Origin of the sequence: Paenibacillus alba (genome assembly GCF_013204855.1) — a bacterium.
Classification (GTDB): Bacteria; Bacillota; Bacilli; order Paenibacillales; family NBRC-103111; genus Paenibacillus_E; species Paenibacillus_E alba.
This window is the reverse complement of the sequence record NZ_JABMKZ010000005.1, coordinates 281,650-306,988: the sequence shown is the minus strand read 5'-3', so window position 1 is coordinate 306,988 and position 25,339 is coordinate 281,650. Positions and strand designations below refer to the sequence as shown.

At 42.1% G+C, this 25,339-nt stretch carries 15 protein-coding genes and 1 riboswitch; of the genes, 2 read left to right on the top strand and 13 right to left on the bottom strand.

Annotation, left to right across the window (positions count from 1 at the left end; translation table 11 throughout):
• Positions 1–23: 23 nt before the first annotated feature.
• The 4 genes from HQN90_RS10090 to HQN90_RS10075 form a co-directional block, all read right to left on the bottom strand.
• Complete coding sequence (locus HQN90_RS10090) at positions 24–2,132, bottom strand: alpha-galactosidase (RefSeq protein WP_173217785.1); 2,109 nt, start codon at positions 2,130–2,132, stop codon at positions 24–26.
• A 15-nt stretch (positions 2,133–2,147) separates the two neighbouring features.
• Positions 2,148–2,969: a carbohydrate ABC transporter permease gene (locus HQN90_RS10085; RefSeq protein ID WP_173217783.1), complete on the bottom strand. Its 822-nt coding sequence runs from the start codon at positions 2,967–2,969 to the stop codon at positions 2,148–2,150.
• Positions 2,969–3,835 (bottom strand): carbohydrate ABC transporter permease, encoded by an 867-nt coding sequence (locus HQN90_RS10080; protein WP_246362193.1) that lies wholly within the window; start codon positions 3,833–3,835, stop codon positions 2,969–2,971. Before HQN90_RS10080 ends, HQN90_RS10085 begins: the two co-directional genes overlap by 1 nt.
• Before the next feature lie 99 nt (positions 3,836–3,934).
• Positions 3,935–5,263 (bottom strand): ABC transporter substrate-binding protein, encoded by a 1,329-nt coding sequence (locus HQN90_RS10075; protein WP_173217779.1) that lies wholly within the window; start codon positions 5,261–5,263, stop codon positions 3,935–3,937.
• Between the two features lie 224 nt (positions 5,264–5,487).
• On the opposite strand from HQN90_RS10075, the gene HQN90_RS10070 reads away from it, so the two are divergent.
• Together HQN90_RS10070 and HQN90_RS10065 are read left to right on the top strand one after the other, a co-directional pair.
• Positions 5,488–7,290 carry a sensor histidine kinase gene (locus tag HQN90_RS10070; RefSeq protein ID WP_173217777.1) on the top strand — a complete coding sequence of 601 codons (1,803 nt, stop codon included), beginning with the start codon at positions 5,488–5,490 and terminating at the stop codon, positions 7,288–7,290.
• A gap of 12 nt (positions 7,291–7,302) precedes the next feature.
• The gene (locus HQN90_RS10065) at positions 7,303–8,859 is read left to right on the top strand and encodes a response regulator (RefSeq protein ID WP_173217775.1); all 1,557 of its coding nucleotides are present in this window, start codon (positions 7,303–7,305) and stop codon (positions 8,857–8,859) included.
• Positions 8,860–8,949: 90 nt separating this feature from the next.
• Here HQN90_RS10065 and HQN90_RS10060 read toward each other — a convergent pair whose 3' ends face one another.
• The 9 genes from HQN90_RS10060 to HQN90_RS10020 all read right to left on the bottom strand — a co-directional run bounded on the left by HQN90_RS10060 (position 8,950) and on the right by HQN90_RS10020 (position 25,289).
• On the bottom strand, positions 8,950–10,047 hold the full coding sequence (locus HQN90_RS10060; protein ID WP_173217773.1) for a mandelate racemase/muconate lactonizing enzyme family protein: 1,098 nt from the start codon (positions 10,045–10,047) through the stop codon (positions 8,950–8,952).
• 153 nt (positions 10,048–10,200) lie between these two features.
• Complete coding sequence (locus HQN90_RS10055; RefSeq protein ID WP_173217771.1) at positions 10,201–10,929, bottom strand: ECF transporter S component; 729 nt, start codon at positions 10,927–10,929, stop codon at positions 10,201–10,203.
• A complete protein-coding gene (locus HQN90_RS10050; protein ID WP_173217769.1) occupies positions 10,896–12,584 on the bottom strand; it encodes an ABC transporter ATP-binding protein in 1,689 nt (562 codons plus the stop codon). The genes HQN90_RS10055 and HQN90_RS10050 overlap by 34 nt, the downstream gene beginning before the upstream one ends.
• The gene (locus HQN90_RS10045; RefSeq protein WP_173217767.1) at positions 12,557–13,447 is read right to left on the bottom strand and encodes an energy-coupling factor transporter transmembrane component T; all 891 of its coding nucleotides are present in this window, start codon (positions 13,445–13,447) and stop codon (positions 12,557–12,559) included. The genes HQN90_RS10050 and HQN90_RS10045 overlap by 28 nt, the downstream gene beginning before the upstream one ends.
• Entirely contained in the window at positions 13,447–14,352 is a 906-nt protein-coding gene (locus HQN90_RS10040) for a DUF4430 domain-containing protein (protein WP_173217765.1), read from the bottom strand. The genes HQN90_RS10045 and HQN90_RS10040 overlap by 1 nt, the downstream gene beginning before the upstream one ends.
• A 73-nt stretch (positions 14,353–14,425) precedes the next feature.
• Complete coding sequence (locus HQN90_RS10035) at positions 14,426–21,883, bottom strand: S-layer homology domain-containing protein (protein ID WP_246362192.1); 7,458 nt, start codon at positions 21,881–21,883, stop codon at positions 14,426–14,428.
• A gap of 158 nt (positions 21,884–22,041) precedes the next feature.
• Positions 22,042–22,248: riboswitch (cobalamin riboswitch) on the bottom strand.
• Between the two features lie 146 nt (positions 22,249–22,394).
• Positions 22,395–23,216 (bottom strand): undecaprenyl-diphosphate phosphatase, encoded by an 822-nt coding sequence (locus HQN90_RS10030; RefSeq protein ID WP_173217763.1) that lies wholly within the window; start codon positions 23,214–23,216, stop codon positions 22,395–22,397.
• A gap of 50 nt (positions 23,217–23,266) precedes the next feature.
• On the bottom strand, positions 23,267–24,397 hold the full coding sequence (gene ftsW, locus HQN90_RS10025) for a putative lipid II flippase FtsW (protein ID WP_173217762.1): 1,131 nt from the start codon (positions 24,395–24,397) through the stop codon (positions 23,267–23,269).
• A 334-nt stretch (positions 24,398–24,731) separates the two neighbouring features.
• Positions 24,732–25,289 carry a hypothetical protein gene (locus HQN90_RS10020; protein ID WP_173217761.1) on the bottom strand — a complete coding sequence of 186 codons (558 nt, stop codon included), beginning with the start codon at positions 25,287–25,289 and terminating at the stop codon, positions 24,732–24,734.
• Positions 25,290–25,339 lie beyond the last annotated feature (50 nt).

The following is a 25,339-nucleotide window of genomic DNA, read 5'->3' as shown; positions in this document are numbered from 1 at the left end:
CTGCTTTCACAAGAACTGAACGTTTAAACGACTTTATTAATTCGTAAAATCGTACTTTGAAAGTCCCCTTTAAGATCAACCTTTATTCCCATTTTCATTAATGCCGTGCCACTAAGCGGGCGCTCGATGCCTTCAACTTGATACAAGGATTGCTTATTCAGTCCCTGCAGGCGAATTCGAGGCAGCTCATCCGCAAAGTTGTTCGAGTGTAAGAACGCAAACACGACTGCTTGGTCTCGGCTTTCATCTACATACATCACCGATGCCAATTTACTTTCTCTCACCGAGAGAAGTCTATATTGGTGCCCGTGCTGGATGATTGATCTTATTTCCTTATATACATGAATAAGTTCTTTGGCCTCCTGATTCTCATCGTCACTCCATTTCAATAGGTTATCCCCGATACCCAAATTCCCCATCATGGCGCAGTGAAAACGATAAGCTAAGGAAAGCTTTCTAGTATTGACCCAATTCACTTCATCCGTTACCCATGACTCCATAATTTTGGCGCAATAGGCATATGAAAATCCTTCTTGAATTCGTAACCGATCAAACGCATCGGTATTATCACTTGTCCATACTTGGTCAAAGTATTGCAAGATCCCCATATCGACACGTCCTCCTCCTCCGGAACAGGACTGAAGGATGACATTGGGGTGCTTGCGCTTTAGCTTTTCTGCTATTTCGTAAACGCCCTGAGCATGCCGAACCCAAATTTCCCTCTGCTCCTCTGATGGTGCACTCGGGTACCCAGGCTCACTAAAGTTTCGATTCATATCCCACTTAATGAAAGCAATCGGATGCTCGGATAGGAGGCGATCTATCGCGTTATAGATAAACTCCCTTACATCCGCTCTAGCTAAATTTAATACGAGCTGATTGCGGATTGGCGTTCGTTCTCTTGTTGGAAAATGGTAGACCCAATCTGGATGCGAACGATATAAGTCACTGTCCGGATTAACCATTTCCGGCTCTATCCATAAACCAAACGCCATGCCTAAATCGTTTACTTTACGAATTAAATCATGCAGTCCGTTGGGAAACTTATCGGAATTAACAACCCAATCCCCAAGTCCTGCTTGATCCGAGTTGCGAGCTCCGAACCACCCATCATCCATAACAAACAGCTCTACGCCCATCTTGGACGCGATCTCTGCCAGCTTGATCTGTTGTTCTTCGTTCACGTCAAAGCTTGTTGCTTCCCAAGAATTATAAAGGACTTTCCGCAGCTTGCCTCTGTTCTCTTCTGGCAGCACATAGTTCCGTTGATATTTGTGGAGGTTTCGGCTAGCTTCACCAAACCCGCTATTGACATAACCAACGATATATTTCGGCGTATGAAAACTCTCTTGAGGCTTCAAATTCCAAGCGAAATCAAAATCATTAACCCCTGCGCTTACTTTCAACATATTAAATCTGTCTTTCTCGAAAACCATTTTCCAGTTTCCGCTAAAAGCCAATGCCCCAAAGAAGACTTCCCCTTGATGTTCATCCGCTTTCCCACCTTGATCCAGCATGAAGAAGGGATTGGCATAATGACTGGTTGTGCCTCGTCTACTTTCAAGTACGACCTTCGTATCTGGCAGCATGACGCGATCTAATTGCGTTTCAGCCGGCCATTTGCCTGTCAGATAAGTAAGTCTATAATCCCGCTCTCTTGGCAAGTACATGGCGCCTGTCAATGCTTGTTCCAAGCGTATATTCGTCCCGCCGAGGTTAATAATTTCCGAATACCGTTCAATGAGGTCGCAGTCTGCGATTACCTTATAATAGAGCCTCACCTCTAACGAATAATAACTATCCTGCAGGATGAAAAGAAGTACGTTATCAGAATTTTGGAAGGCGACAACTGTTAAATTGAGATCTCTTACATGATCATGAAACGTGACTTTTAAGCTTGGCTCCGTAAATTTAGCCTTCCCCCAGCCCATATACTCCTCTTCACTTAGTTCACTTCCCATGGTATAAGGGTACTCTGATATCTTCACTGCTGTCGGATAATCCGAAAGGTGTGGGAGCTTCTCTCCGAAATAAATATGATTGAGGGTACCTTGCTCACTTAATCCCAAAGCGTATGAAATACGGTCTCCCTCAAGCACCCAAATTTTCCTTAAAGCATCGTGCCTTATCATCTCTCGTTCACCTTCCTATCCTTTTACTGAACCGGAAGTCATGCCGGTAATAATATATCTCTGACCAAGAATGTATAAAATAAGTACAGGTAATACAGTCAAAATAATGATGGTAAAAATCATATTCCAGTCATTAAAATGAACCCCGAAAAAATTATATATCGAATTGATCATTCCCAATTTATCTTGTCGATTTAATAGGTACAGTGGGGTTACAAAATCATTCCAAGCCCCTAGGAAATTTAGGATAAAGCCAGTAATCGTTACCGGTTTTAAAAGAGGAAATACGACGTTAAAGAACAGTCTTCCTAACCCGCAGCCGTCTATAATGGCAGCCTCATCTAGCTCTCTCGGCACACTACCGATGAATCCATAATAGAGAAACACCGCAAAGGGGATACCTAAAGTGGCGAATATCAAGATAATTCCTGTAAACGTGTTCTGCAGATGAACCATTTGAAGCACTTTAATCGTAGAAACATAGTTGAGTGGAGCAACAAGACCTAGGAAGAAATAATTATAAATAAATTTATTCCATTTATCTTTATTTCTGACTAGTATGAACGCTGCCATGGAAGTAACAATAATGCTTATTGCTGCCGAAACAGTGGACATGAGCAGGCTATTGAAAAAGGAGTGAACCAGGTTTCCCTTGTCGATGGCTTCCGCATAATTGGACCATTGAAAGATATGTGGAAACTTGAAATTCATTGTATTCGCTTCGCTTGATGTTTTGAGTGAATTAATAATAAGCAGGTAAATAGGGATAAGGACAGATAGGCTTAACAGCCAAGTAAGTATCTCTTTTACATTTAGATAAATAGCGTTTCTAGTCATTATGCATCTGCCTCCTCATCCGCAACTACCTTCTTCATTACGAACGCAATCATTAGTGTAATTAGAAAAGCAATGATCCCCAGTGCGTTTGACATCCCATATCTGCCCGCTGAAAATTCTTTGAATATTTGCGTGTTGATAACTTCCGTCAAGTTGCCAGGTCCGCCATTGGTTAATGCATAGATAATCTCGAATACGCGAAGTCCATGAATCGTATTTAAAATGATCGCAATGGTTAAAGCTGGTGTGAGAAACGGGAGTGTAATGGAGATAAATTGCTGCCATTTATTCGCGCCATCCAGAGAAGCCGCTTCATAATAAGATTTGGAGATCGTCTGTAACCCAGCGAGTAGAATGACCATATTCCATCCAACCATTCGCCAGACTTCCACCCCCATCGTTGAGGCGAGTACAACACTCTTATCCGTAAGCCAGCTGTGTGTGAAATAACCAAGACCTATAAACTCTAATATCACATTAATGGGACCGTGAGGTCCGAGAATAGACACAAATATAATGCCAATAATGAGCGGGGATAGCGTGTATGGCACAAAGAATACCATCCGCAGCAGGTTTCTCGTCTTCAATCCTTCATTTAATAAAATGGCCAGAAAGAGACCAATCAGCACTTTGAAAATAACGGTAAAAAAAGTAAACGAGAAGGTATGAATAATGCTTTTCATATATGGCCCTGAGGACGAAAATATTTCTTTATAATTATCCAATCCGACGAATTGAATGTTGGGTCTCATCATATTCCAATCGGTGAACGAATAGTAAAAACCTCCTACGACAGGAACAATAAAGAAAAAGGTATATAATAGAATGGCAGGAATTACAAATAAGCGACTATACAATTTATTCATGTGCATGTTCTCATCACCCGGACTTTCAAATTGAATTCAAAAACAAAGGAAGCTTGATGGATTATCAGATTAACTAATCGTCAAGCTCCCTTTGTTTAATTATTTAAACATTTTTGCACGATCAGCATCGATGGATTCTAATACTTGTTTCGGCGTTTTCCCGCCTAAATACAAGTCTTGAACAGCTTTACCAATAGTAGATTGATTGAAGAATTGAACGCCGCCTTCAAAGTCCAGACCTGCTCCATCTTTGGCATTTGCCATGACAGTCGAATAAGCTAATGTTGTCTTACCTTCGACATCTTTGAAAGAAGTAGGGCCTAAATCAGGTCTTCCCGCATAATAGACTTTAAGATTGTCTGCTTTGGCTAAGAAGTTGAAGTATGCTTTCGCTGCATCAATGACTTTGGAATCTTTATTGATGGAGCGAACAATCCCACCAGATGAAGTAGCCCATGATTTATTGTCACTTAAAGGGACAGGGAACATTTTCCATGTATCCGCTTTACTATTAGGGAATTTCGCAATGACTTCATTCTGAAAGGTGGAATACGTAAGCATCATCGCATATTTTCCTGATCCCATTGCATCTACCGAATTTTCCCACGTTTGCGACAAGAAGTCTTTACCGAAATAACCCTTATCCGCTACTTCCTTCATTTGCGTAAGACCTATTTCTAATTCCTTTTGGTCTGCAAATTTGGCTTTGTTTGTATTGAATTGTTCATATATGCCTGGGGTTTTCTTGGCAATCATCGCTCCGAAAGTATTTAACCAAATCTCTTGGTGCCACTCTGCCTTTCCTGGCTCATAGATTGGCATGATCCCTTTAGCTGTCAGCATCTCACAAACCTTTAGGAATTCTTGATAGTTCGTTGGAACTTGAACCCCAGCTTGCTCGAATAATGCTGTGTTATAGAGTAAACCCCATCCATCTACTGACCAGGTATTCAACGCGATAACTTTGCCATTACGGGTAGTTCCCGCTTTGGCCCAATCCGTGTATCTGGCAACCCATGGTTCATTGGAAAGATCCAGCGCATGCTGATCCGGTAAATATTCATTCATCGCTACTCCGCTTGATGTAAGGTATACATCAGGACCTTCGCCTGTTGCGAATTTGGCTTTCAAGACATTCGTATACTGATCGTCCGGTGAGATAACGAACTCAATCGTATTGCCTGTTTCCGTTTTGAATTGTTCAGCTAGTTTTTTGTCAATGTCTTTGGTCCAGCCAGCAGATGATGCCACTTTGATGGTTACACCTTTCGCTGGTGCTTTCGTCGGATCTGCCGCTTTCGTGGCTTCAACTGGTTTCGCAGTCTCCGTTGTTGTGGAGGATGAAGTTCCGCATCCTGCTAAAACCCCTACTAAAGCGAATATCGTAAACATGCCGCTTATCGTTTTAAGTTTATTCTTTGGTTTCATGTTAAATCGACGCCTCCTTTTATGTTTCTTTATTGGGGTGGCCTACCTTGTAACTATCATAAAACAATAATCGACATAGATACATGGATGAATTAAGCTACTCTTTGTGGACATTTTTGTTCTAAACCATTTCAATTTCATGTTTGAAATAAACCTAGCCAAGATATATAATGATTTCATTTCCTAGCTATTATTCACATAATAGCGGCTGAAAGGGTTTTCATATGTTTAAATCTAAAACCATTCAATCCAAACTCTTCCTAAGTTATTCTTTGCTGATTATTGTTGTTATTCTTGTTTTCGCAACTTCTTTTTACGTATATATTTCCAAAATTCTAGAAAATAAAGCCTCAGAATCACTGTATCAAGTCTCCAGTCATATCACGGCTGAATTTGATTCACAGCTTCAATTGATGAACTCCACATCCGAAAAGCTCTTATTTTCAAAACCTCTTAACCGACTCTTCTTCTCCGATATGTTTCAATTAAACAAATCTACGATCGATCAACAACGCCAATTCAACGAGATTTTGTACTCGATCATTGGCTTAAACAAAGAATTTTCTCAAATCAATATGTTCCGATCGAGTGGCGAATTTGCCAGTATTGGCGATAACTCTGTTTTTTCGATCATTTCACCTGAACAAATAGCAAAGATTCAATGGGTGCACACAGCCTTTATGAAGAATGGGAAAAAGCTGATTTCACTTCACAAACAAGATGCTTGGAATTTGAAAACACCAACAGTCATCTCATTAAGCAGAGCCTTTTCACCAAGTTGGGGTGAGAACGAAACAAGCATTCTCGAGATTCAACAAGATTATCATGTTTTTTCAAATATGATTAAATCCGCCTTAGTAAAACCTGATTCGCAAACACGCCAAGAGATCACCGTATACGTCTTTAATAAAAATGGTGAATTAATTTACCCCATGGAAACTACACAAACCGCACAGTTATATTGGGAAAGCGTTCTTACACATGCAAATACCTCTAACTTTATTATTAAGAACGCAAACACCCAAAGTGAGGATATGATATCTTACACTTATTCCGATTTTTCGGAATGGACGGTAATAGCGTCGGAGTCGAAAAACCTGCTATTGAAACCTGTGACAGCCTTTCGAAATGTGATCCTTGTTTTTGGCCTAATAGCGATTTTAATTACCTTGCTTATTTCCTATATTGTTTCCCAAACATTAACGACGCCGATCAAAAAAATTCATAGATCCATTCGAAGTTTAAGTCTGACTACTTTATCGCCAAAACTTTCAACACCGATTGAAAGCCACAGTCACTTAAATGAATTAGAGCAGCTCAATTACTCTTTTCAAGATATGCGATTACGGTTGCAAGAATCGTTAGATGAAGCTATTTCTTCGCGTTCCCATGAGCTTGAAGCTCGCATGTTCGCCTTGCAAGCCCAAATGAATCCTCATTTCCTCTACAACACCATCACGAACGTTAGTGTTATGGCAGAAGAGAGTGGTCAACAATCCATTGTTGACGTGTGTGAAAGCCTCTCCGTTATGCTGCGATATATCTCTTCTGAACATGCAGCTCCTGTGAAATTATGCGAAGAGCTGGAACATACAAATAGTTATCTAAACCTGATGAAGCTAAGATACGAAGATGATATCATCGTTCATATGGATGTATCGGACTCGCTTCTTGACCTCGATGTACCCAAATTAATGCTACAACCCATCGTGGAAAATTGCATGAAATACGGCATTCATATCGATCCGCCTTGGATCATCACGATCATTGGCCGCCAAGTATCAGGCGGATGGGAATTGACGATTCGGGATAATGGAAAAGGCTTCAATGCGGATGAAATTGTGCACTTGCAGGAGCAATTCGCGAAAACAGATCCTTTAGTCAGAATTCCTAATTTAAAAATTAACGGTATGGGACTTCTCAATATCTATGCCCGATTAACCTTATTATTTGGAGACGCATTAATATTTACTTTGAGCAATCACCCAGAGGGTGGTGCGGTTGTTACCATTTGCATCAAACACTAGGAGGGGTTCGGGATGTCGAAATTAACAAAGTACCGCGTAGTTGTCGTGGAGGATGAACACAAGATCCGAAGAAACGTCGTACAAAAGATTGAAGATTCTGGGCTCCCCTTCGAAGTTGTCGGCACCGCATCTAACGGACTAGAAGCCCTCACTATCATTCATTCACTTCAACCTGATGTTGTATTTACCGACATTAGAATGCCCAAAATGGACGGCTTAGCTTTGATAAAACAACTAAGAAACGATAACCCGGAAATCCATATCGTCATTCTAAGTGGATATAGTGAATTTGACTATGCGAAATCTGCGATGAAACTCGGGGTTCGGGATTACTTACTTAAACCCTTGAAATTAGAAACATTAGTTGATTGCTTAAGTAATATTAGAACTAGTTTGGAAATGAATGACTCCATCACAGTCAGAAATATTTTGACCTCTGATATTTCTGGTTACCCCTCGGAAACAATCGCTATTCGTGATGAGGAATTTATCGTATTTCTAATCTGTATCGGGAACCTATGCCCTCCTATCCCAGCCCTATCGCTAACGACTATTTTTCATGACAATTGGTCACAAATACGACTGAATGATATTCTCAGAAGTTCTTTGCAAGAAAATGATCAGTGGTGGATCATTGATGAGAAAACACCGAACCAGAAATTCCTCCTCATTTCAGCAAACAATCGGCAGCCCAGGGACATCATTCATCTTGCTGAAGAGATTAAACAGAAACTATTAGACAAATCACCTTTACATCCAGTGAATTTATGTCACGGTGGCGCTATTATTCAACGTAGTGACATTTGGGAGAAAGCTCAAGCTCTTCGATTTACGCTCAATTATGAATTATCGATTGGAATTTCCCGTGTTATTACACTGACTAATGAAAGCAACTCCAAAAAACCGCCAATTTCCATTGATCCGCTGCTTCGTAATAAGATAACTTCTTTTCTGCAATCTGGGGAGAAAGCGCTATTGAAACAAGAGATATTTCATCTGCTTCATAACTGGGATCGCATGAAGTACCCACAACGATTATTGGAAATAGCTATAAATCAGTTAATTAGAAACATACATCTACAAACAGGCAAGTTATCGGAGGAAGAACTTTATCAACTCGAACATCGTTTATATGAGAAACTTGCTATTTCCACCAACTTTCCAAGTATCTTCGAAGATGTTTGGGGAATTATTGAACGTATGCTTACAGTTAAGCAGGATGAAGACATACGTACTCAGGAACTCATGCATCAAATCGCTGAATATATGAAATCGAACTTTACCGAATTCATAAATATTGAAGACATTTCTCAAAGATACCATTTCACACCTGCCTATCTTTCTAAATCATTTAAAAAATACTATGGGGAAGCTCCCCTTAAATTCTTAATCAAACTACGAATAGAAGAAGCCAAGCGATTGATCCAAGAGCACCCTAACTACGATATCGGAAAAATAGGAGAAATCGTCGGCTATTCCGACCAACATTACTTTAGTAGAATTTTTAAAAATTCAACAGGAAAAAGCCCCTCTGAGTATAGGGAACTTGTTCGTGAAACACGCGTCTGACTACAAATATAACAGGCGATCACCCCAAGGAGGAGTGAACGCCTATTGCTGACTAAACGGACGCCCACCATTCACCAATACGTGGAATTCTTAGCGGCTCCGATATTCTTCAAAATATTTGGGCAAAATCGTTGTTGAGGCGCCCGGCATTTGCGGCAGTACATAATGTCCTTCCTTCACCGTGGCTGGCTCTTCAAAAATATGCCTGATCCAAGGTATGTATTCAAGCATAATGGCATTTTGCGTAGATGCGACAAGGTGCTGATGAATTTGCCCCATATCCCCAACGTGCGGACAAATCGGCACATCATAAGCAGCCGCTAGGCCTGCGACTTGCAGCCATTCTGTAATGCCGCCAACACGTGTAACGTCAACTTGGCAATATTCGATGGCACCTTGGTGAATATAATCTCGGAAGGCATATTTGTTATAGACATGCTCTCCTAATGCGATTGGAACATTCAGCTCATCAGCTAGCTTTTTATGACCCATAATGTCATCTGGATTGAGCGGCTCCTCTAGCCAAAATAGATCGAACTCTTCCAGCTTCTTCCCCCAAGTCATGGCCGTATTGATATTCCATTGCTGATTGACGTCGATCATGAAAATCACATCATCGCCGATCGCTTTCCGAACCGCCTTGCAACGATCATAATCTTCCCGCGGATCGGGCTTGCCCACTTTAATTTTAACGCCAGTAAAACCTGACTCCACAATCTCCGTTACATCTTGAAGCAAACGGTCTTTGGACCAATTCAACCAGCCACCGTTGGTATTATAGGCTTTAATCGGTTTCGATTTAGCTCCCCCAAGGTATTGCCAAAGCGGTTTATTCGAAGCCTTTGCCATAATGTCCCAAATCGCGATGTCCACAGCTGCAAGCGCCATATGGGTGACTCCCGATCGGCCAATCCAATGCATTTTGCCAAAACGCATCTGATCCCATAATTCCCTTACCATAAACGGATCTTTTCCGACCAAGAGAGGTGCATAATATTTGTCAATCGTATCGACGATCATATCATCGCCATGGGCGCACGTACCTGTGTAACCATATCCAACAAAGCCTTCGTCCGTATAGATTCGAACGCCGGCTAATCCCCAATGTGTAGCCACATTAATTGCGTCCGTAATCGGCGGGGTAATCGGTACATGCAAAACAAAGCTCTCGACTTTTGTAATTTTCATTAGATCCTTCTCCTTAATTTTCTAAATGTATGGATTTCCTACCACCCCTTCTTGTATATCGTATATCATACATGATTTATGACGTAGAATAAAGAGGAAATTTACATATAAAAAGAGTACATCGAATCAACGACATACTCTTTCATTCTGCTACTATTTATGTACAAGTCCATATTTCACTTTAATTCGCTCCAGTTTCTCAATCATTGGACCTGATATTAAGAAGAGAAAAAACATGGTAGCCACTGCGTGCACCATATCAAACCAAAAACCTGAAATGTAGACAGCGAGCAATCCTTCCCATGTGAGAGTGGTTGAAACCATCAGTAGCGAGCCCAAATTGATAATACCGCCATAGATGATCAAAGTCGATAAACCACCGAATAGACATAAGGAAAGCTTGCTTTTCTTAAGCCATCCTTTTTGGAATAAAATGCCCGCCACAAAGCCAATAAGTCCAAAACAAAACATCTGCCACGGCGTCCAAGGTCCTTGCCCGAAGAAGAAATTAGAAACGAATCCAGCCGTGGCACCGACGAGAAAACCAGCTTCAGCCCCGAAACAAACCCCTGCTATAATGACAATCGCAACTACCGGCTTAAACTGAGGCAGCATGAAGAAGGCACCGCGTCCCGCTACGGCAATAGCAGCAAGTACGGCAATAACGATGAGTTCTCTAGCTTGCGGTTTACGGTTTTCGAACACCATAGCGAAGGGAACCATTGTATATAAGACGATCAGAAGGCTGATAAAATAATATTTACGATCGTCGAGCACGAAAATTCCTATTCCTATTGTTACTGGAATGACAATGAGAATAAGCAGTGCTGAGAATAACGTTCGTCTGCTCAATCGTTTGGTAGTTGCAAGCTTTTCTGACATAAGTCAATCACACCTTCTATCGTTACTGCATTACTCCAAATATGACGCGCCATTCGATTCGCTGCTGTTGTATAGAAGCTGTTGCCGGAGAAAAAGGCATGAGCTGCATTGGAAGTAATGATGCTTCCATCAAAAAACATCGCGCACTCCTCCCCGTACTTCGCACAAAACTCAATATCATGCGATACCATTACAATGGTAACACCTTCGTTATGCAGCTTCCTTAAGAAAAGGCCTAGCTTTTCTTTGAAAAATCCGTCCAACCCTTTCGTTGGTTCATCGAGCAGCAGTATTCTCGGCTCCATCAACAGTACTTTGGCTAGCGCCGCTCGCTGCTGCTCACCGCCGCTGAGGTCATAGGGATGCATACCCAGCAAGGGCTCAAGCTCAGCAAACTGAATAACAGCCTCAACTTTCTGTTTCTTTTCTTCCTTCGTGAGATTTGCTTCAGAAAGCATTTCGTATAGATCCAATTCCACCGTCTTCTTTACGAATAAGGTTGCTGGATTTTGCGGGAGAACTCCCAATCGGTTAACAAATAGTTCTTTTGTTTTCATTTTAGCTGGATTATCGCCATGGATCCGTACTTTTCCCCGATAGGGTTGAAAATTACCATTAATTAGGGATAAGGTCGTCGTTTTGCCTGTGCCATTGCCTCCGACCATACAATAGAACTGTCCTTCTCTGACCTCGAAAGAAAGGTCTTTGATCGTATCGGGTCCATTGCGTTCATGCCTAAACCAGACCTCTTTGAAAGAAATGGCAACAGGGCTGGATACTCCAGACCTTCTCGCTCCTATTTCCAACTTCTGTGCGGGTGTTTTGTCAGCCATGTAGGCACTTAGCCATTGTCTGCCTTGCTTGACGGTAACCGGACATTCCAAATGACTAGGCACACCTGCATAAATCTGCATCGGAGAAGGCATCGCGGTAAACATCGGATGATGTAAGGATCGCAATACCTCACCAACACGGACTGGTGAATCATCTGCGATCACTTTGCCTTGATCCAGCACAATGAGGCGATCTGTAATAGGCAGAACCTCTTCCAAGCGATGCTCCGTCATGATGATCGTCGTTCCCAGCTCCCGATTAATCTTGCTTACCGTTTCCAAGAAATCCGCAGCCGCAATAGGATCTAGTTGAGACGTAGGCTCATCCAAAATGAGCACAGCCGGATGCATCGCCATAATGGATGCCAGATTCAGAAGCTGCTTCTGCCCGCCGGAAAGCTCAGTCACACTTTTGTGAAACCATGTCTGAATCCCAAAAAAACTTGCCATCTCAGCGACATGCAATCGGATCGTCGACTGATCGTACCCCAAGCTCTCCAGCCCAAAAGCAAGCTCATGCCAAACTTTATCGGTCACAATTTGATTGTCTGGATTTTGCAGTACAAATCCAATCTCAGATGCTTGTGTACGTTGATCTACTTCATCGATTAATTTCCCTTGGTAAAAAATATCCCCACTATGTTTGCCATGAGGGGTCAGAACCGTCTTAAGCTGTCTAAGCAGCGTACTTTTGCCACAGCCTGATTTGCCGCAAATCGTGATGAACTCTCCGCTGTGTACCTTAAGATGAATGGATGACAGCACGTTCGTTTCATTTAGCGGAAATGCAAAGCTTAGATCCTTGATGTCATAAATCTCCATTTGATTTCCTCCACAATCTGAATAATCACCGGCATCAGGCAAAGAAAGGTATAGGCGATATATACGACTACACTAAGGGGCGATATCGCTTTGACATGAATCGATGGGAAATAGCGGATCGTATTGTATCCCATCCACGCGCCCGCGCCTACAACAAGCATGAGTCCTATCAGAACCAGACCCACAACTTTGTCTCTACTATCAAATCGGAATGTTGAGAAACTCGTACGGCCTGGCAACCCGTATCCTCTTGACTTCATGGAATCCGCTGTTTCGATGGCATTTTCCAGTGCCCAAGTCGTCATAATGGAGAGAATTCGCATCCCGTTGCGAGCCCTGATTACGATATTGCCTTGCGTCGCATCTCTACCGATGCATTTCTGAGCATTGGAAATCACTTTTAGCTGAGCTAAATATCGGGGTACAAAACGAAGCACCATAGAGAGTATCAGCGACAAAGCGGGCATTATTTTACCGAAAATAAAAATAATTTTATCCGCTGTCATTACCGCATTGTAGCAGGAGAACCATACAATAACCGTGACGTACATACACGCGGCGGCTATGCCATACAAAATGGATTCAAGGGTAATCGGATTCCCATTTTGCAGATAAAACAGAATAGTAACACCTGCGTGACTAAAGATTGGGTTCATGAACGCCATAATAACAAGGAGTGGAATCATATAAAGCAGGTTGAATTTGACCGCTTTCCTCCCCTTAAGCATGACAGAGTAAAGAGCAGCACTGATCAGCGCTATAGCTTGAAAGATCGGATGCATGAACACCATGCTGCACACGAATACGGCTGCGAAATAAATAAAATTAACGAAGGGGTGAAAGGTAGAAAAGGAATCTCTCATTACTCTTTCCCTCCTACCGCAGCCTTGCCGCCTCCCACATCTCGTCCTAGATCACAGGTATACACCCAATCGATGACATCGCCTTCTTTGAGCATATAACGGCTGGCACCATAATTAGGAAACCATCCATTTACCTTATACATCCATCCGCTCAGCTCTCCACAATCAAATTCATAGAGATTATGAATACCCTCAATATAGTTACTGTTATAAATAGGCGTCATGGAAAACTCCATATGAATTTTGTTTTTCTTCATCTCTCTGAGCAATACATCAAATACAGATTCTCCCTCATAAAAGGTGACCGTTTGCGCTTTGTAGATGACGCCATCCTTTGGCAATACCTCAAGCTTATCTTTATTGAAACTGCTCATATTATCCAAAATGGTTTTGCAGGTAACAGATAACGTAGCTGTTAATGCTTTTTTCTTATTTATCGTGACATCCTGCCATTCGACAGGCTTTGGTTTTCCTTCAGGGATAGGGTCGGTTAAATATTTATCCTTCTTGGGTTCTGGTTCTTTCGTGCCCACTTGGGGCTGCGTTGAAGGTTCTGGCTTGTTGGTCTCAACGGCTGGCGGATTAACTACTGGTGTTGTTGGTTTATCTGTAGGGATTGCTTCTTGAATTAATGGTGCTGGCTTTGTTTCCTGAGGACCTTCCGTCTTACTTGGTTCATCTTTCTGGATAACAGCTTCCGGTTGAGGAGAACCCGGAGCCTCTTTGGTTTCCATTTGCTTCTCTGGCGCTTGCGTTGAAGTTGAAGTTGGTCTATCGCTCATCTGAGATTCCATACCGCTTACAGCTGTCCTATTCGAACTTCTCGGACTGTTGCCGCCCCAGAAGAAAGCGACAGCCAAAGCTCCGAGAATTCCAATCACAACGAGCCACTTCTTCATCGACATGTCTTATTCACACCTTTAATGAATAAGCAAGGGCAAGCTTCTGCCCCTGCTTATAAATTCATATTTATGATTCTTACTTAATATCTGTCATATCATATAGACGGGTTTGTCCTTTTAGAAGTCTGTCATAAGCAACTAGCGCATACATCGACTGGTCTGTTGCCATAAGATCAACTTCACCCGGCTTGGCCCCGCCATTATCGATACCGCCTGATTTGATATGATAAAACCCGCCATCTAGAGCGGCAAAGCTGAGCAAAGCGTCAAGCGCCGAGCTGCCATTTTTGATAAACCTTGCATCCGTGTGCGGATTAATGCCAAGACCAGCCAGAGCTACAACAACCTGAGCAATGCTCTCGGAATTGGTGGATTCCCAACTGGCATAACCGCCGTCTGCTTTCTGTGCCTTGGATAACCACTCCACTGCGCGATCTACAGCAACTTGCACGTTCTTGTTCGTTTGGTAATAAGGCGTCAAGCCCTGGATAGCCATTGCGGTTATATCCGGATCTGCTTCCGTCGCTTTGTCACCCAGCGCCCATCCTCCGCCTGTTATTTCTCTTTTCAAAATAAAATCTATTAACAGCTCTCTAGTAGTCTGTGTTTTCACACTAGCGACTGTTGGAATGTCAAAAGATTTGCTATCCAGCGCGATAAGCGCAAAGATGGGACCATTAATGCCTTGCTTGATCAGCGTGTCATAATCCGCTAACCACTCTCTTAAGTTGTAGCCAGCTACTTGATCAATGCTGCGGCCGATCGACGTGAGGCCCAGGATAACCCGGTCATACTCCGTGTATTTTACCGCGTGCAGCTTGCCTGATTTTTCTTTTAAAATCTTCTCTACATTGGCGTAATACTTGGCGTAGTAGGCATCCGGAACTGGAACGCCGGAGCGTGCCAGTCCAAATACAGTCCAATCTCCACCAATGGATGCTACCACTGGATCGGTTACGGTTTGCTGCATGAATGCAGCCGTCTGGCTAATTTGCTTCTCAACAAGCGCCTTTTTTAGTAGATCAGGCTGATTGGTTTCTTTGGGATGATCCTTCTTATCGTGATAAGCTCTCATAGCAACAACCGTTGCCATTTCTCTGGTTACCTCATCACTAGGCTGGAATCGGTTATCCCAACCGGACATAAGCTGACGTGCAATAACCGTCTGTACATCCGCTTTAGCCCAATCCGATACTTGATCCATATCTGCCAGAGCAGACGTCTGTCCAGCAGCTTGAATGCCCAGCGCTTTGACAATGATGACCGCCATTTGCTCACGAGTCAGCTTCTCGTCTGGATTGAATTGATCGTCCGTGAAGCCTGTAATAAAGCCTGCTTTATACGCTGCATTCACATAAGGATAGAACCATTCGTTCTGAGAAACGTCCTTGAAGTTAATTGTAGGGTCCGTCTTCACATCTATTCCAAGCACACCTACTAGAATCTTCGTAAACTCTGCCCTTGTAATAGTTGCTTGTGGATTAAATTTACCATTGCTGCCGTCAATGAATGCTTTCTGAGATGCTTCATTGATTGCTTCCATTGCCCAATTTGAAATTGATTGGGTGTCTGCATACAGATTTTTCAGATCAAACGGTTTCTCCGTCTCCAACTGACTTGCTGAATAAGAAACATATTTCGTGAAATGATTCGTTTTAATAATCAGATCATTGTCTTTAATAAAAGCGTAAGTAATTTTTTCATTCCCTTTTGTCGCCTCTGATCCTTTGGCATCCGACTCGTAGATCTTAATCGGTGTAAAGGTATTCCCTTCGATAAATCCAGCATGCTGATTTTTAGCACCCTTAATAATAAAAGTGAGCGGCTTATCAAATATTACAGATTGATCAGCATTCCCCATGGCAAAAGCTTGGTTCAGCTTAATAGGGTTCGTGCTTCCATCATTTAGACTGCTCTGGACAAGATTAATCAGGTTGGTATCGTCGGTACTTATGGAAGTTAGGAACTCTACGTTACGATCTCCCGACTTCAGCGCCGTACCCTTATCAATTGAAACGGTGATATCGCCTTTAGTGGCGGTGATCTGTGGCATGTTGTCTTGAACAGCCTCTAAATTTAGAATGACTTTTGGCTTCACATTAGGAATGTTCACCAAGATCTGATCTTTGTCTTTCATTTCTTTCGTAATGTTCAAGGTGTAATCTTTATCCAGATTAGCAGGAATTTCGATGACTTGTTTTTTGTCATTCGGAATAATGCCTCCAGACGCCCCTAGTAACGGTGTATTAGGAAGAGCAACTCCTAAATCTACACCCAGATTTGTTGTATAGCGCCATTGGATCCTGTCACCCTGTTTTAAGACATACGAACTAGCTCCAAAACCTGGGTAAGTACCATTTACACTATACATCCATCCGCTGCCACTGCCATGGTCGAACTCACCATCGCCATCAATGGATTCGACATAAATACTATTATATTTGTCAAACCATTTAGATGTATAGCTAATTCCACGGCTGTTTAGTTCTCTCTGGAACACGCTCCAAACCGAATCCCCAGCCTTTAGTTCAACGTTTGATTCAGATATTACATAACCTTTATTAATCGTAAGTTTATCTACAGATAAGGTTACTTGTGGAGTTATTGGTGGATTCGTTCCTCCCGGACCACCTGGCGTCACAACAACCGTACTTGTGGAGAAAGCGATAAAATCGGTAAAATGCTTCGTTTTGACAATCAGATTGTTCCCGCTGTCATACACATACTCATTTTTACCGCTGGCTTTACCTGCCTCGTCATTCCCGAACTTCTGAATCGAATTCAGCGATCCATTCTGGATAAAGGCAGCTTCTTTGTCTTTCATTCCTGTGAAGGTTAAGGTGATAAATTGGGTGAATTCTACTCTTGCATTGCCGCCAATCGTAATTGCCTGATTAACCGAATCAAGCTTCTTGCCTGTCGGTATGATTGTATTTAATTTATCTCTTAATGCAGAATCAGTCGTATCATTTGAAGTTATTAGGTCTAATGCTGACCCATCCCCACTAGAAATTTGTGCACCTTTTGGAATGACCATGGAGACATTCCCTTTGACAGCCTCAATTTGGGGTAAGCTGCTGCCGGAGGGCAAATTCAACTGAATCTTAGAATTAATCGTACTAGGAATACGAATCGAAATCTCTTTACTCGCATCCCCATTTGCAATAGGAATAAAATAGTCTTGATTGTCTGAAGGAATTTCAATCCTAGGTTTATCCCCAGTTGGTACTGGAATTTCTATTTTCACAGGAGGAGTGACTTCTTCGATGACATCCGTCATGTCATACAGACGGTTGCTCCCATTCACGAATCGATCATAGGCGACAAGCGCATAAGTGCCTTGATCAGTAGCCATACCGTCTACTTTTCCTGTTTTAACATGCTTAAAACCGCCATCGGCTGCCGCAAATGACATGAAGGCATCTAAGGCCGATATGCCATTTTTTATGAATCTCTCATCGGTGCTTGGATCAATGCCTAATGCAGTTAACGCGGTAATAACTTGCGCGATACTTTCACTGCTTTCACCAAATCCGCCATCACTGCCCTGCGTTTTTGCCAACCAAGCAATTGCACGATCTCCAGCGCTTTTTACATCTTGTCGGGTATGATAATAAGGTGCAAGAGCCTGCAGTGCCATAGATGTTATATCAACATCTGCTGGGTTTCTTGGGATTAAAGTCCATCCGCCAGCATTATCGGTTCCTCTATTTACTTCTTTTTCTAAAATATGATTTATCAGCTTTTCCTTTGTAACTTGATTTTTGCCTACCGATACGACTGGAATATCGAAGTTTTTGGTATCAAACGCAATGAGAGCGAATATAGAGCCATTTATGCCTTGTTTGATGACATAATCATAGTCCGCGAGCGCCTGCGTAAGATCATAGCCCCCAACTTTTCTTGGATTTTTTCCAATAGAAGCTAGTCCAAGAATGGCTCTTGAATGCTCTGTACCTTTAGATTTATCCAAAACTCCTGAGTTTTCAGTCATTAACTGTTTTACTTCTTTTTCTACATTATTATAATAAAACTGGTAATAACCCTCTGGTACGGAATAATTGGCTCTTGCCAAGGATAGGACTGACCATTCCCCACCACCCGTTCCAAAAGCTGGTTTATCTATCGTTTTAACCATATAAGCTAGATTCTTATTTAAGAGTTCTTTCGGCTTGCTTACAGTAGTAGCCTTGTAAGTGATGGTGAAAGATTGCTGATCTGTATTCCCTGAGGAATCAGTAGCAGAAACAGTGATCGTGTTTGCTCCAGCGTTAAGAACAATACTGTATTTGTCTTCAACCTTGGATATGACTGCCCCGTTCAGCTTTACTACAGGTGATATAACTTCAGTACTATTATCTGTCACGCTGACACTAAAGCTTAGGTTTGGTTGTGATACTTCTTGGTTATTCGTTAGACCATTTATGATCAATTTTGGTTTCTCTGCATCAACAAATGTAACTGTACAAATCTGCTCCGCCGTATTGCCAGAAGAATCTGTTGCTGTAACAGCAATTGTATTTGCTCCAACATGAAGAACAATGCTGTATTTTTCATCAACTTTGGATACGACTGTCCCGTTCAACTTCACTTCCGGTGATATAACCTCAGAGCTATTATCTGTCACGCCAACACTAAAGCTTAGGTTGGGTTGTGATACTTCTTGGTTATTCGTTAGACCGTTTATGATCAATTCCGGTTTTTCTGCATCAACAAATGTAATTGTATAAATCTTCTCCGCCGTATTGTCAGAAGAATCTGTTGCTGTAACAGCAATTGTGTTTGCTCCAACACGAAGAATAATGCTGTATTTTTCATCAACTTTGGATACGACTGTCCCGTTCAGCTTTACTACAGGTGTTATTACTCCAGGTTTATTATCGGTTACTTCAACTCCAAAGTTCAAAGCTGCTTGTGATACTTCTTGGTTATTCGTCAGACCGTTTACGATCAATTGCGGTTTCTCTGTATCAACATCCGTCATGTCATACAGACGGTTGCTACTACTAAGGAATCGATCATAGGCTACTAATGCATAAGTGCCTTGATCAGTGGCCATACCGTCTACTTTACCTGTTTTAACATGCTTAAAACCGCCATCCGCTACGGTAAATGACATTAAAGCGTCCAAAGCAGATTGACCATTTTTTATAAATCTTGTATCCGTTCTCGAATCTAAGCCGACCGCTGATAATGCGGTAACCACTTGTGATAGACTCTCGCTGCTTGTACTTCCGAAACTTGTATAACTTCCTTCACTATTTTGAGATTTGGAAAGCCAACTAACAGCTCGATCTATTGCTGCTTTTACATTTTCTTTAGACTGAGCATACGGTGCAAGTGCTTGCATCGTCATTCCGGTGAGATCGACATCGGGTTTACCACCAGGAGACAGTCCCCAGCCTCCCTGATCGTCTTTGCCCTTGTTTGATTCTCCATTTATCAAATATTCAATGAGCTTATCTCTTGTTGTTTGTACTTTTCCTTCTGCAGCTGTGGGAATTATATAATTTTTAGAATCAAATGCAAGTAGGGCGAAAATGGGACCATTCATGCCTTGTTTAAGGACATAATCATAATCCGAAAGTGCCTGTAAAAGATCATAGCCTCCAACATCTTTTGGATCTTTTCCAATAGAAGTTAATCCCAGGATGACTCTTGAATGCTCTGTACCTTTCGTTTTATCCAATACCCCAGCATTCGCGATCATTTTTTCTTTTACTGTATTAACTACATTGTCATAATAAAATTGATAATAGCCATCAGGGACAGAATATTTAGCTCTGGCCAATGAAAGGACAGACCATTCTCCACCACCAGTTCCAAACTTGGGTTTATCTACCGTTTTTAGAATATAGGCTAGGTTTTTATTCAATTGTTCTTTCGTATTGTTTTCAGTGCTGACTTTGAGAGTAATAGTGAAATTTTGCTCTGATGTATTGCCAAATGCACCTTTGGCCATGATTGCAATTGTGTTTACACCCATGTTTAGAACAACATTGTAAGTACCACCTGTCTTCGAGATAACAGTTCCGTTCAACTTTACAACCGGTGTTATTACAGCATGGGTGTTATCCGTCGCTTCCACATTAAAGCTAATGTTAGCTTGGGATACTTCCTGCTTATCCGTTAGCCCGGTTACTTTGATTGTCGGTTTTTCATTACCTTGCAGACTAGCCAGCACGCTATCGATATCATTTTGCTTGCTTTCCATGTTTGTAAGCAGCGAATACGCTTGATCATATAGAGAATTAACAACTGCATTCGATAAAATTGCTGCTTTATTCGGATCACTATTTATCTCTGCTATCCGAGCAGTCAGTGCATCCTTGTTAGCCGTTTGTATAAAGCCCGGATTCCACTCGTCGCCTCCCAGAGATGCTCCAAAGCCATACACAGTAAACTGAGTTCGAAGGACATCCCCATCATGAGGTATATATTCAGATAGCCCTACGTTGGGGAAGGCATTATTTACAGCATACATCCATCCAGACATAGACGTATAATCGAATTCTCCCAGCCACTGCTCGTTATTCTTTGTACCTAATTGAACGCCATCTGCATCCATTTGCTCTTTAATATAATTTGGCACTTTTACTTGACTGCTAGTGTCTTTAACTTTAGATAAATAAAAACGATCTTCAATACTTCCTGTATGCTGAATATTATCCTCACCCAAAACGCGTGTGAGTACAGCTGCTCCATTTTCACCTTCGTAAAAAGGAACTTTAACTGGTTCTTTCGAGTAACCTTGCCCTAATGTAAATTTCTCAACAGAAATGGTTACATTCCCAACCGGAATGGCTGATGTCGTATTGACGGTTAATGGCTGAGCAGCTCTGACGATTCCCGGTGGTGCATTTATACGATAATCTGAAACTTCTAGCGAATAATTACCTGCACTAACTCCTTTATCAAATACAGCTACACCGCTTGGATTCGTTACGACTGCTGTCCCACCGACAGTTACTTGCACGCCATCAGCCGGAGAGTTTACAAAGTTGTTACTTGTCCAATCATAAGTGCTTTTCGTAACCGTAACAGAGAAAGGTTGATTGGCTTTGACATCATTTGGTTGAATCGAAATGGATTGAACTAATTGCGTATTAGAATTACCGTAATACACACTAACTTCATCATTGCTTTCTAAATTAAATTGATCCATTCCTACAGCAGGTATGGTCCATTGTCCTTGGCGCTTGACGGCAAAGTTCCATCCATCATAGACGTTATAGAGTCCTGCTTGTACCCCATTAATTCCTGTCACATATGGACCAAAGGATGAATTTGCAAGGTCCAATTGAATTTGAGCTTGCCTTAATTTAGCTTGCAACGCTTCTAACGCGTTTGAGCCTTCAGCCACTCCTTCATGGATAAGACCTTGCGGTCCTTCGACGTGAAGTCCAACAGAAACCGGTCCTTGATTCGCAGCGAAAACTTGATTAGCTGGAGCAATGGCGGTGAATAATACAGATAATACCATTACCAAGGATAACAAGGATGACGTAGCTCTAAGATGCAGTTTACTTAACATACTTTTCTTATCTCTCCTTAAATTTTCTTAAAAAGTAAAGCAAATAAGGCAAACCCCGGAGGTGGGGTTTACCTTTGATTCCAACATAAAAAAACAACAGGCACATGCCGAAAAAAGACATAGGAATGCTAACTGATTTCTCACCCCCCGGAGAAACAGCGTAACAAGCGAAATAGGCAGGTATCCTGGCTCATGCATCCTCGTAAACTTTTCGCCTTCCCATCCCCCTCAAGTGGGGACAGTGGCCTGATAGAAAAGCAACTCCGCATTTACAGTGGCGGGACCGCGCAGGTTTTACACCTGACTTCCCTTTTAAGCACTTTCGACTACGTTATCGATTGTGCACCTTATTTGCATTTATACAGTTGTATTGCCCATACTAGCGGTTAATCATAGATTTGTCCAGTAGATTCATAGGAATGTAGTCAAATATCGTGCTTCGGATAGGCAACTCAAAAACAAAAAGAAGCTGGATCATAGATCACAGCTTCTTCTTGTTTAAGTCATAGACTTAAAACGCATATAGAGTAAGCAAAATGATGGCACCAACGATCCAACAATAATAGGCAAAAGGTTTCATCGCCTGAAATTCGTGTTTTTTGAACCATTTCATAAGGGCCCAAACGGCAAGCAAGGCAAATACGCCTGATAAAACACCGCCTATTAATGACATACTCAATAGTCCATTCATACCAGTCCTTAATTTGGGAACTTCTAGAATACTTGCACCAACAATAATCGGTGTCGCCAAAAGCATGGAGAAACGTGCGGCGGCTTCGTGCCTCAGTCCCATCCAGAAGCCGGCGACCATACTAGCCCCGGATCTTGAAAAACCAGGCACTAAAGCTAACGACTGAAACAGGCCTATAAGCAATGCTTGTCCTACTTTCAAGTCTTCAATCTCTTTGTCCCCCTTCCCGGAAGCTTTTTCTCCAACGTACAACAGGATGCCATTGATAATAAGAAAAATAGCGGCACTGGTCACACTACTGAACAGATGCCTCAGTGATTTTTCAAAAAGCACACCAATCAATCCGGCAGGTACGGTTCCCGCAATAACAAGTACAAGGATTTTTTTAGACTGGGACGGTCCACCCGAGAATAGGGAACGCAGCATATTCACCCAATCCCGACTAAAAAACAGAAGCAGGGCAACAGCTGTTCCCAAATGCAGCATGACAACATAGGGTAAAAAGTGTTCCTTGAGAAATTGTGGATCCAGGTTCCAATGAAACACATATGGAGTTAATACGCCATGCGCCACACTGCTAACTGGAAACAGTTCTGTAATCCCTTGGATAATGGCAAAAATGATAGTTTGAATAAAATCCATGCTAGTTCTCCTTTTATAAATGAAGTAATATTTTGGAAATCGTGAAGTTATTACTTTAAGTATGTCTCAAGCTGTTCTTTTCGTCTTCGATTATTGTCGCGAGAAATACTTAATAAAATGCCAGTGCTTGCCATGCAAAGAATCAATGACGATCCGCCGTAACTGATAAATGGAAGAGGTACCCCAGTGACAGGAATGCTCCCAGTGACAGCCCCTAGGTTCAACAGGAATTGAATACCGATCATGGATACTAACCCCATTCCAAGTATCATTCCGAATGGATCATGACTTTGAATTGCCGCAGCAAAACCTCGCCAGAAAAAAAGAAAGAAAACAAGGAGAAACAACGTTGTGCCCAGAAGTCCTAATTCCTCTCCGATAACGGCAAAAATAAAGTCGGTATGTGCTTCGGGCAAATAAAAAAGCTTCTGCACACTGCGTCCTAATCCCGTTCCTAGGAGTCCTCCATGTCCCAAAGCATAAAGCGACTGCATGAGCTGATACCCTGAATCGGATTGGTTATCCAATGGATTTAAAAATGTTTGGATCCGTTTAAGCCGGTAGCTTTGACTTAGCGCCAGATAAATAAACATCGGTACAAGTCCAAGACCAAGCATCAACAGATGGCGCAAATCAATCCCGCCGATCATAATGATCGTACCTGCTATAAAAGCCAGGATTAGTACGGTACCGAAATCAGGCTGCTTCATGACAAGCGCAAGAATCAAACCAACCATGATCAATAAGGGAAGCAATCCTTTTTTGAAAGATTGGATTCCTTCTCCTTTCTTGCTGATCAGCGCCGATAAATACACAATGATGGATAATTTCGTAAATTCGGACGGTTGTATATTAAACCCGCCCACAACAAACCATCTTTTCGCTCCGTTGATGTTCGTGCCTACAATTAATACGGAAACAAGCAGGATCAACGAGAAAATCATCAAGCCTGGTCCAGCTTTTTTCCAAATTGAAAAGGGCAAGCCCATACAAATGAGCATTAACAATAGTCCGATCCCCGCAAATGAGCCTTGTTTCATTACGTAATACCAGCTGCTTTGATGGGTAAAGACAGCTTTGGCTGAACTAGCGCTAAAAATCATGACGAGTCCAAAGCCGACCAGTAAAATAGTTGAAAACAACAGCAGAAAATCTGGACGGCCCTTCATTTTATGAGTCAAATCATGAAACCCCTCCATCAAACGTATCTAGTTAAACTTCATTTGCGTTCCCAGTACACAAAGAGGCTTATTCGTGCTCGGATTTGTATTGCTTGCTCTAAGCCTGCAATTATGCATCTTTTTTGCTCTTGGAATAACCTCAACGATTAAATTCCTGCGTTTGTGCAGGTTTTTGAGGCTTTTTCTGGATGAGCGGCTGAAAAAGATAAAAATGCCTGCACAATTGCAGGCATTTCCACTTTTTAACCGAATTCGCCCGGAAATTCCTGTATTTTCGCTGGCTTTTACTTGGGTGAACTGATCTGTTCTGGAAGCCCCTTCATCCCGCATCCACTCACTTATTATGGATGATTTTATCCAAATCAAGATGTCCTTGATACCATTCCGTGGTCCATAGTTTTAACGAATTGTTTCTCCATTCATAGATGTCCAGTCCGTTTTCTCCCGCTCCCAATGACCATCCCAGAATAATCTCGGGTTGACCGTCTTTCGTAACATCGGTAAGCCCCGCGAATTCTAACCCATTACCGAAACCCTTTGTATCCCAGATGACTTGCCACTCTTCATTATGCTTCTTCAGCAATGCAGCCTTAAGTATCTTGTCCTTAGCTGCGTTCTCTTCATAAACAACCATCGCCTCATCGATGCCATCGCCATCCACATCTCCGAATGCAATGTCATTTCCCTTCTTCCCCTGCCCATGGTCCGAAGCCAGCAGCCGTGCACCGTCAGGAAGTAAATTTCGGAGGATCGCATTGAAATCCTCTCCTTGGACATTCATTTCAGAGGACGGCGATTTAATTAAATCCATTGGCGTTGAAGGCATTTCACATCCGCTGATCCATCCGAAAGAAGTTACAATGAGCCCTGTACAAATCCATTTACTTAACATTCTTTGCTCTGCTCCTTGCATGTCATTGTACTGTTCTATTTTATATTTTT